7 protein-coding genes are annotated in these 10,253 nt (G+C 41.8%); 5 read left to right on the forward strand and 2 right to left on the reverse strand.

Features of this window, described 5'->3' with window-relative positions; all coding sequences use genetic code 11:
* The first annotated feature begins 223 nt into the window (after positions 1-223).
* The 4 genes from AAGC65_RS22020 (at position 224) to AAGC65_RS22035 (ending at position 5,810) form a co-directional block, all read left to right on the forward strand.
* Positions 224-2,068 (forward strand): UbiD family decarboxylase, encoded by a 1,845-nt coding sequence (locus AAGC65_RS22020; RefSeq protein WP_343114624.1) that lies wholly within the window; start codon positions 224-226, stop codon positions 2,066-2,068.
* Positions 2,069-2,222: 154 nt separating this feature from the next.
* Positions 2,223-2,918, forward strand: coding sequence for a hypothetical protein (locus tag AAGC65_RS22025; RefSeq protein WP_343114625.1), 696 nt, complete (start codon positions 2,223-2,225; stop codon positions 2,916-2,918).
* A 159-nt stretch (positions 2,919-3,077) separates the two neighbouring features.
* Positions 3,078-4,457: a pitrilysin family protein gene (locus tag AAGC65_RS22030; protein ID WP_343114626.1), complete on the forward strand. Its 1,380-nt coding sequence runs from the start codon at positions 3,078-3,080 to the stop codon at positions 4,455-4,457.
* Between the two features lie 15 nt (positions 4,458-4,472).
* Positions 4,473-5,810: a pitrilysin family protein gene (locus AAGC65_RS22035; RefSeq protein WP_343114627.1), complete on the forward strand. Its 1,338-nt coding sequence runs from the start codon at positions 4,473-4,475 to the stop codon at positions 5,808-5,810.
* A 248-nt stretch (positions 5,811-6,058) separates the two neighbouring features.
* On the opposite strand, the gene AAGC65_RS22040 is transcribed toward AAGC65_RS22035, so the two are convergent.
* Complete coding sequence (locus AAGC65_RS22040) at positions 6,059-7,138, reverse strand: AI-2E family transporter (RefSeq protein WP_343114628.1); 1,080 nt, start codon at positions 7,136-7,138, stop codon at positions 6,059-6,061.
* A 207-nt stretch (positions 7,139-7,345) separates the two neighbouring features.
* Here AAGC65_RS22040 and AAGC65_RS22045 point away from each other — a divergent pair, with 207 nt between their 5' ends.
* The gene (locus tag AAGC65_RS22045; protein ID WP_343114629.1) at positions 7,346-8,668 is read left to right on the forward strand and encodes a glycosyltransferase; all 1,323 of its coding nucleotides are present in this window, start codon (positions 7,346-7,348) and stop codon (positions 8,666-8,668) included.
* A gap of 77 nt (positions 8,669-8,745) precedes the next feature.
* Here the strand turns inward: AAGC65_RS22045 and AAGC65_RS22050 are convergent, their stop codons facing one another.
* Positions 8,746-10,227, reverse strand: a complete 1,482-nt coding sequence (locus AAGC65_RS22050) for a glycine--tRNA ligase (RefSeq protein WP_343114630.1) — start codon at positions 10,225-10,227, stop codon at positions 8,746-8,748.
* Between the last annotated feature and the right edge of the window lie 26 nt (positions 10,228-10,253).

Genomic DNA, 10,253 nt, shown 5'->3' on the forward strand with positions numbered 1-10,253 from the left:
ACCCAGGCCCGTTAATGAGCCCAATAAACCCGCGAAGTACGCGCCGATAAATATGATCAGTGTAAATATAATTACCGACATTGTTTTGCAGTCAACTTAAGTACGAAAGTAGCAAAAAAATGTTCATTAGTTCATTTGTATCATTGGTTCATTAGTAAGGCAATTGTCATTAATGTGTACCTATGAAATTGATTGAATAAATCAAATATTAGTACTTTCGTGCATGGGTTATAAAAGTTTGCAGGACTGCATTGCTGATCTTGAAAAAAATGGTCATCTGGTACGTATTAAGGAAGAGGTTGATCCGCATTTGCAAATGGCAGCCATTCATTTACGGGTGTTTGAAAATCAGGGTCCGGCCATTTTATTTGAAAACGTAAAGGGCAGCAAGTTCCCCGCAGTATCTAATTTATTTGGAACGCTGGAGCGCTCGAAATTTATTTTCAGGGATACACTTGATAAGATTAAAACCCTTGTTGAACTCAAGAACGACCCAATCAAGGCCATTAAGCGGCCTTTTCAATATACCAATGTAGCGCTTACCGCTTTATCGGCACTGCCCATGAAAAAGAAAGGCGGTGCGCCGGTTAATTTCGGTCGATGCAAAATCAGCGATATTCCACAAATTGTAAACTGGCCTATGGATGGCGGCCCTTTTGTAACCATGCCCCAGGTATATACTGAGGATGCGGATAAACCCGGCATCATGAACGCCAACTTGGGTATGTACCGTATACAACTGGCCGGTAACGATTATATTTTGAACCAGGAAATAGGACTGCATTACCAGATACACCGGGGTATAGGTGTACATCAAACTAAAGCCAATGCCAAGGGGCAACCCTTAAAGGTGAGCATATTTGTAGGCGGCCCGCCGTCGCATCCCGTTGCCGCGGTAATGCCCCTGCCCGAAGGATTATCAGAAATGACCTTTGCCGGAGCTTTAGGTAATCGCCGGTTCCGTTATTTTTATGACGATGAGGGTTTCTGCATCTCTGCCGATGCCGATTTTGTGATCACCGGAACGGTAATGCCACATGATAATAAGCCTGAAGGCCCTTTTGGCGATCACCTGGGTTATTATAGCCTGATACATCCATTCCCATTATTAAAGGTTCATAACGTATATCACCGTAAGGATGCGGTATGGTCATTCACCGTAGTTGGTCGGCCTCCGCAGGAAGATACCAGCTTTGGCGCGCTCATCCATGAGATCAGCGGTGCGGCTATACCTAAGGAAATACCCGGCTTGCATGCCGTTAATGCGGTTGATGCGGCAGGTGTTCATCCGCTATTGTTTGCTACCGGCAGCGAGCGTTATACGCCTTACCTAAAAGAGCGTAAACCGCAAGAAATAATTACGATTGCCAATCACATCCTGGGCAAAAGCCAGCTGAGCCTGGCCAAATACCTGCTGATAGCCGCGCAGGAGGATGATCCATCGCTGGATGTGAACAACATTCCTGTTTTCTTGAACCACATACTACAGCGCGTTGATTTTACCCGCGATCTGCATTTTTATACCCGCACCACTATTGATACCCTTGATTACAGCGGCAGCGGACTTAACTCGGGCAGTAAGGTAGCCATTACGGTTGCCGGCGATATTAAGCGTGAACTTTGGACGGAGCTGCCATCCTGGTTCAGCCTGCCTAAGCCGGTTAATAACTATAAAATGGCTCTCCCCGGTGTATTAATGGTTGAAGTGCCCAAACATATCAACCACCAGGATATTGACAACGTTATCAGCATTATAGAATACAAGCTAAAGGAAGATGAGGACGAGTTGGATGGCCTTGCCCTTATTGTACTTTGTGATGATGCCGCCTTTGCCGCGCAAAACGTGAATAACTTTGTATGGGTAACCTTTACCCGCAGTAACCCATCGCATGATATATATGGTATTGGCAGCTTTACCGAGCATAAGCACTGGGGCTGTACCGGCCCGCTGATTATTGACGCACGTATAAAACCTCACCATGCCCCTGTACTTGAAAAAGACCCAGAAGTTGAAAAAATGGTTGATAAATTAGGCGAAAAAGGAGGCTCTTTGCATGGGATTATTTAAAGATAGAATCAAGAAATAAGAGACAAGAATCAAGATAGGAAATCAGCGCAATCAACGGAATCACCAAAATCAACGGTGAGAAATCATCAACCAACGGTCAAATAATCAGCGTAATCAACGCAATCATTAAAATCAACGGTTATCTTTGCCCCGTATGAAGAATTTTGTGTTTTGTTTAATGGCGATGTTGGTTATAGTAGGTTGTTCAAAAAAAGAAGTGCCGCATTATACCATATCAAGATTGGTTAAAAGTGATACCGCCAATATGTTAACCGTTAATATCGGCAAACGCCTGAGCCAGGCCGATCTGCTAAGTATAGCCGCTAAAGTAAAGTCAGATAGTTCTGCATTAACAAACCTTCAGCTAAGGTACCTGTTGCCAGGGCATAATGATAAAAACACCGGCGAAAACAATTTTTACGCCATAGCCAAATATCCAAACAAAGGCAATGTTACCATGCAGGATACCCTGAAAGATGCTGATGGTAACGAGGTACGCCTGAGAATTACTGGTCTTACGGAGCAGGTTGCCAAACAATTGCTGGCTTTAAACCCAAAAGAAGTACAGGGCAAAAATATTTTAGGCCGCTTTGTTGATGATTATAATGAAACGGTAATTATTCCCTTCACTGATGCTACTGATCCTAAAAAGGAAATATACATTATCGAGCTGGACACTACGGGTAAAGTAGTTTCGGCAACCGTACCCATGATAGATAAAAAAGACGGGGTAGAAAAGCTGGTGGTAACCCATCGCGGCGATTACTGTACGCTAAAGGATAGTGTACTCACTCAATACTCTATTGATGATCTGGGACTACCTTACAACAGCATCAAATCGGGCATTTGATATGCCTTATCGGTTTAGCAGAATTACTTGTTTGTTGTGAATGTGCAGAAATCACTTTATGCTTACTGTCAGTTAAAAAAACAAGCTTCAATTACTTAAAACCTGCCCGTTTTATAGAATATACCGATATATTTATAGTGTTTAAAATATTATAAGTATATGACCCGGAACTTTATCAAAACTTTAACACTAAGTGTTGCAGGGGTATTCAGCTTTTGCTGTGCAATTGCTCAACCCCGATTGCCGGAAGGCTACTTCTGGAAAAAGCTTCCAAACGGATTGGAAGTAGTGGTTATTGAAAACAGCAAGGTACCGCTGGCAACTATTGAAATTGCTGTAAAAAACGGTGCCTACACCGAAGGCCCTGAATACAGCGGCTTATCGCACCTTTTTGAACATATGTTTTTTAAGGCTAATAAGGATTATCCAAACCAGGAAGCATTTTTAAAACGTACACAGGAATTAGGCGCCATCTGGAATGGTACTACTGATGTGGAACGGGTTAATTACTTTTTCACTTTCGACAGGGATAGCCTGAAAGCCGGTTTAAAGTTCATGAACGCGGCCATTCGTTTCCCTATTTATCGTGAAGAGGATATGAAAAAAGAGCGCCCGGTGGTTGATGGTGAGTTTCAGCGTGCCGAGAGCGATCCGGGTTTTCAGCTTTGGTACGGTATCCAGCAAAAACTTTGGGGCGATCTTATCACCCGTAAAGTTCCTATTGGTATCCACGAAGTGATCAACACGGCTACGCCCGAAAAAATGATGATCATCAAAGACAAGTATTACTTCCCCAACAATAGTTTATTGACCATTTGCGGTGATGTGAAACATGAAGCTGCCTTCGCTATGGCTGAAAGCATTTTTGGCGATTGGGCAAACAGCGGCTTTAATCCGCATGAAAAATATCCTATACCTCCGTTTAAACCGCTTACCAAGAGTGAGTATTTTGTAAAGGAAAGCACCATTGCCCAAACCCCTTACATGGAGTTTACCTGGCAGGGCCCATCATACCCGACTGATTCTGCTGCAACAATAGCAGCTGATGTGTTTTCGACTATTATTGGCTTAAATTCATCAAAATTTCAGCAAGCTTTGGTTGATAAGGGATTAGCCAGCGGGGCTTATTTAAACTATACCACCAGCCGCTATGTTGGCCCTATTGATATCACCGTTGTTCCGAATCCTAATAAATTAAAGGAATGTTACGATGAATTGATGAGCCAGATAAGCCAATGGGTTAAGCCTGATTATTTTACCGATGAACAATTGAAAGATGCCAAAGCTATCCTGTTAAGAAACAGCATCCACCAAAAAGAAAAACCATCAAGCCTTGCCAGCCAGATGAGCTATATGTGGTGCAGTACCTCGCTTGATTTTTATACCGACCTGGATAGTAATTATCAGAAAGTAACCCGTGCCGATATAGAAAAATACCTGAAAACTTATGTAATAGGTAAGCCATACGCAGCAGGTATCATTATAGCTCCGGCGTTAAGTAAACAACAGAATGTGGCTTCGTTTTTTGTAGCTAAGTAAAATTAAAAACTTATCATGATGAAGAAATATGTATTTGCCCTGCTGATAGCAACGGCGATAGGAAATATAAAACCTGTACAAGCACAAAATAAAGCTTACGAAACCACGGTTAACGGTGTAAAAGTAATAGTGCAGCCAAGTGGTAATGATATTGTGGAGATACAAACCATTATAAAAGGTGGTGTACAAAACTACAAGGCTGATAAAATGGGTATCGAATCCATAGCGATGGATGCCCTTACCGAATGCGGAACCATAAAGTATGATAAAAACAGCTTTAAAGATCAGCTGGATAAGGTAAGCGCCACAGTTGCCGGTAGCAGCAACAAAAACTACTCCATACTGCGCATGAATTGTATTAAAAGCGATTTTGATGTGGTTTGGCCTTTGTATGTGGATGCTTTGACCCAGCCCCGTTTTGATGCCAAGGAATTTGCCCGTATCAAACAGGATGCTATTAATAATATTAAACAAGCCGATTCGCAGCCCGATAATGCTATCGATAAATATGCCGATAAGGTTGCCTTTGCCAACCGCGATTATGCCAAAGACCCTAATGGTACGGTAGATATTGTGGGCAAACTTACCCCTGAGGAAACCAAGGCTTATTATCAATCGATACTTACCCGTTCACGCCTGGTGATCGTAGTAGTGGCCGATCTGGATAAGGAGGTTATTGAAGCCAAAGTAAAGGCCATGCTTGGCGGCATAAAACAAGGTGCTCCGTTTGAGTTTAAAAAATCATTTTTCAGGGTTTACAAAAACTCGTTCAATGCAGAATCGCGCGAGCTGGCTACCAACTATGTAGAAGGTATTACCAGCGGCCCGCAACCCGGCACAGCTGATTTTGATGCTTTTAACGTTGCCATGCGCATATTTGCCAATCGTCATTTTTTAGATGTACGTACCAACAATGGTTTATCGTACGCGCCGCAGGCCTGGTTTAGCGTGGGGCAAACGTCAGTTGCCAAATTCTCGGTATCAACCACCCAACCCGATAAATACATTGCAGTATTTGATAAACTGGTTGATAAAATAAAAACAGAGGGTTTTAAGGCTGATGAGGTAGCCAACATGAAGGTTACTTACCTTACCGGTTTTTACTATAAAAATGAAACCAACAGTGCGCAGGCATTTTCCTTAGCATCAAACGAGGTATTGTTCAATAACTGGAAACGTTCATTAACCCTGGTAGATGATGTGAAGAAACTGACTACCGAAGAAGTAAGTGACGCTTTCCGCAAATACATCAATAATATTGTTTGGGTATACCAAGGCGACCCGAAAAAGGTAAACCAGATCTTGTACATCAACGGCACTCTGAACAAAGCTGATAACCCGGTAAGCCATTAATTAAGTCAAAATTCAAAATTAAAAAGTCAAAAGCCATTGATTGCTAATCATAAATATTAAGAAGAAATAAAAATTTGTCATTGCGAGGTACGAAGCAATCGCGAACAATACAAATTCGCGATTGCCGCGCTGCGCTCGCAATGACAAAATACAGCAATGATGGGTTACTTTATTATTTTAGATAGCATTTTTTAGAAAGTTGAATCTTCCAAACACTTCTGCCACCAATACTTGGTGTCTTTTGAATTTTAACTTTTGACTTTATTCAAAAGGCCTTTGTAGCGGGTTGGTATGGTATCGCCCAGGAGTTTGCCCCAGGGTTTAAGGTTATCAATTCGGTCAAAAGCTATCTTAAGCACCGCCACAAAGGGTATGGACAAAAACATGCCTGCCAGTCCCCACAGCATATTGCCCAGCAACACTACAATTATTGATACCAATGCGTTAATCTGTACTTTTGATGATACAATGCGTGGCACCAGTATATTATTATCAATAAACTGGATCACAATATAGGCGATGATAACGCCTAGTTGAGTAGAATAACCATCTTTGGTAACCGTGGCCATCAATACCGGTAGTGCAATGGCTATGAGGCCGCCAATATAAGGCAGCAGGTTCAGGATGGCGCCAATAACCCCTATGAGTATACCATATTTTACACCCAATAATACCAGTGCTGTTGAATTAAGAACAGCCACTATAGCCATCTCGATCAACAAGCCCTGTATATAGCTTTGTATGGCCACTTTGGTTTCTTTCAAAACGTCGGCCACTTGTTTAGAGTTTTCTTCGGCAAATACCTCAAACAGGAAATTAAGGATAAGGGCTTTATAAAACAGGGTTAAAAAAACATATACGGGTATAATAAACATCAACCCAAAGGTACCCAGTACGGAGCCGAGCGTGCGGCCTATAAGCGCCTGGCTATTGTTCATGGCATCCTTGATCATCTGATCCTGCTTTTGAACTGAAAAATTAAAGGTTGCTGCTACCCATCCCTTAAAGGAAACAAACATTTCGGCAAACTTTTGCTTAAGCGTGGGCAACGAATCGCTGAACTGGATGATCTGGGTGGAAAGAAAATAGAACAGGGCAATGATCAATACAGTAGCTATAAACATAGCAATAATGATAGATGCTATTTTGGGCACTTTCTTACTTTGTAACCAGTTGCAAATGGGGTTGAGCAGAATAGCTATAAAGGCCGAAAAGGCCAGCGGTATCAGCACATCGGCCAATTGCGAAAAAACATAAACCAATAAAATAAGCCCAAACAGGGTTATTGTACTTTTTAAATAAAAAGGGTACTCTTTTACAGCAGGCATAATAGCAGGAGGTTTTAATATACCAATAAGCAGTAAGTTAAGGAAATTGTTTTGACTTTCCCCTTTTACAAGTCTACACAAAGCGCGATGCCACTTGCTGTTTTTGCTCCCGAAAATGGGGGGACTATCCCCATTTTTGGTTATACTTTCCAATGCCGCATATCCGCAATTTAGCTGCTAGCCTAAAAGGCTAAAAAATATTTCATTATGGAAAAGCAATTGGAAACACAGTTAAAAGGAAAGAAGATTTTATTTGCTACGGTGCCCCTTGACGGACATTTTAATCCACTTACGGGCTTGGCCAAATATTTACAGGAGGCAGGTTGTGATGTGCGTTGGTATATGCCGGATGTATTTGAAGAAAGACTGAAAAAATTAAATATTCCACAGTATAAATATGAAAAGGCTGTAGCCATTACTGCAGATATTATTGATACCTATGGAGGCCGATCTGAAATTTCAGATCCTATTGAAAAACTGAATTTTGACTTCATTACCATTTTTGCAGAGCGAGGCCCGGAGTATTATGAAGATATATTGCAGATAAATGAAACTTTTCCTTTTGACCTGCTGATTGTGGATAGTTTTTTCAGTGCTACACCATTTGTGAAAATCTTAATGAACAAACCGGTTATAGCGGTTGGCATTGTTCCTTCTGCCGAAGACTCAGTTGATCTGGCACCGTTTGGTATGGGATTATTACCAGCAAAAAATGAGATTGAACGCGCTGAATATGCTAAAATGCATGATCAGGCTGTAAATGTATTATTTAAACGGGCAGTTGATACTTATGATGAGCTGCTTAAGCGCTATGGTATCAGTATAGAAAAAACAATGTTGCCAAATTTGTTGTCAAAAGAAGCTACATTATGCCTCCAAATTGGCAGCCCGGGTTTTGATTATACCCGCAGCGATTTAGGCGAGAATATTCGCTTTGTAGGAGCACTGTTACCATATACATCCAATAAACAAAATCACGAAGTTTGGTTTGATGATCGTCTTGAACAGTATAAAAAGATTGTGCTGGTAACAGAGGGAACCGTTGAAAAGGATTTTACAAAACTGACGGAGCCAACCCTTGAGGTATTTAAGGATACGGATGTTTTAGTTTTGGCGGCCACTGCAGGTAACGGAACAAAAGAGCTAAGAGAAAAGTATACTTCAGACAATATTATAATAGAAGATTTTATTCCTTTTAATGATGTGCTACCTTATGTAAATGTATACGTTACTAATGGTGGATATGGTGGTACATTATTAAGTATCCATAACAGGGTACCTATGGTGGCTGCAGGTTTACACGAAGGTAAAAATGAAATTTGTTCCCGCATTGGTTATTTTAATTATGGAATTAATCTGAACACAGAAACTCCTGATCGTGAATCTATCCGTAAGGCTGTGGAAGAAATAATGGCCAATGAGCTGTATAAAAACAATATTACCAAACTGTATCATGAAATGAACAGCTATAATGCCAATGAACTAAGTGCAAAATATATAACAGAGGTATTAGAAGTATCAATAGCTTGACACAGGTACTTACCTGTAAAAAGAAAAGCTGTCCTATTGGTGTAGGGCAGCTTTTTCTTTATATAGGTTGATGTTACTTACTTCAATAAATTCTTCCAGCTCACCTGGTCTCCGATGATTTTTTCCAGATCGGCAGATGCTATACGCTCTTGCGCCATAGTATCGCGGTAGCGGATAGTTACGGTATCATCTTCCAGCGTCTGGTGGTCAACGGTGATACAGAAAGGTGTGCCAATGGCATCCTGACGACGATAGCGTTTACCAATTGCGTCTTTTTCTTCGTATTGTATGTTGAAATCCAACTTCAGGCGATCCATGATCTCACGTGCTTTCTCCGGCAAACCATCTTTCTTGGTCAGCGGGAAAATAGCGGCCTTAACCGGTGCCAGGCAAGGGTGCAGGTGGAGTACGGTACGGCTGTCCTGTTTCTCTTCGGTGCTCAGATCTTCCTCTTCAAACGCATTGATCATAGTGAGCAGGAACATCCTGTCTAACCCTATCGAAGTTTCAATTACATAAGGCACATAGTTACCATAAGGCTTTCCGGTTTCAGGGTCAACCTCCGGATCAAAATACTGCATTTTTTTACCTGAGAATTTTTCATGCTGGCTCAGGTCAAAATTGGTACGACTGTGTATACCCTCAACCTCTTTAAAGCCGAATGGAAATTCAAACTCGATATCATAAGCGGCATCAGCATAGTGAGCCAGCTTAGTATGTTCGTGGTAACGGTATTTAGCGGCATCGGTACCCAGGGCAAGATGCCATTTCAGGCGGGCCTCTTTCCACTGGTTAAACCATTCTTTTTGTGTGCCAGGGCGAACAAAGAACTGCATCTCCATTTGCTCAAACTCACGCATGCGGATAATGAATTGACGGGCAATAACCTCATTACGAAAAGCCTTGCCAATTTGGGCAATACCGAAAGGAATTTTCATCCTGCCCGATTTTTGTACGTTCAGGTAGTTTACAAATATACCCTGAGCAGTTTCCGGGCGTAAATAAACCACATCAGCCTCATCGGCCACAGCGCCCATCTGGGTGCTGAACATCAGGTTAAACTGGCGCACATCTGTCCAGTTTCGCGTACCGCTGATAGGGTCGGCTATTTCGTGTTCTAAGATCAGTTCTTTCAAACGGGGCAGATCCTCATTTTTAAGGGCCTCGTCCATGTCATGCTGTAAAGCTTCGGCTTTATCGGTTTTACCGTCTTTGTCGTAGCGTTCTATTTTATCTTCCAGGAGCTGATCGGCACGATAACGTTTTTTTGAATCTTTATTATCGATCATCGGATCGCTGAAGCCGTCAACGTGGCCGCTCGCTTTCCATATTTTAGGGTGCATGAATATGGCGCTGTCAATACCAACAATGTTATCGTTCATTTGCACCATCGCTTTCCACCAGTAGGTTTTGATGTTGTTCTTTAATTCGGCACCAAACTGGCCGTAATCATAAACAGCGCTCAGGCCATCATAAATCTCACTTGAAGGAAAAACAAAGCCATATTCTTTGGCGTGCGATATAACGTTTTTAAAAAGTTCGTCGGTTGATTTGCTCATAATAGCTGCAAAGATACAATTTAGGC

The sequence above is a fragment of the Mucilaginibacter sp. genome (assembly GCF_039207105.1).
In the GTDB taxonomy this organism is placed as follows: Bacteria; Bacteroidota; Bacteroidia; order Sphingobacteriales; family Sphingobacteriaceae; genus Mucilaginibacter.

Excerpts from the sequence above, each read along its gene's own strand:
- AAGC65_RS22020 (WP_343114624.1), top strand. The coding sequence starts at position 224 with ATGGGTTATAAAAGTTTGCAGGACTGCATTGCTGATCTTGAAAAAAAT.
- AAGC65_RS22025 (WP_343114625.1), top strand. The coding sequence starts at position 2,223 with ATGAAGAATTTTGTGTTTTGTTTAATGGCGATGTTGGTTATAGTAGGT.
- AAGC65_RS22030 (WP_343114626.1), top strand. The coding sequence starts at position 3,078 with ATGACCCGGAACTTTATCAAAACTTTAACACTAAGTGTTGCAGGGGTA.
- AAGC65_RS22035 (WP_343114627.1), top strand. The coding sequence starts at position 4,473 with ATGATGAAGAAATATGTATTTGCCCTGCTGATAGCAACGGCGATAGGA.
- AAGC65_RS22040 (WP_343114628.1), bottom strand. The coding sequence starts at position 7,138 with ATGCCTGCTGTAAAAGAGTACCCTTTTTATTTAAAAAGTACAATAACC.
- AAGC65_RS22045 (WP_343114629.1), top strand. The coding sequence starts at position 7,346 with ATGGAAAAGCAATTGGAAACACAGTTAAAAGGAAAGAAGATTTTATTT.
- AAGC65_RS22050 (WP_343114630.1), bottom strand. The coding sequence starts at position 10,227 with ATGAGCAAATCAACCGACGAACTTTTTAAAAACGTTATATCGCACGCC.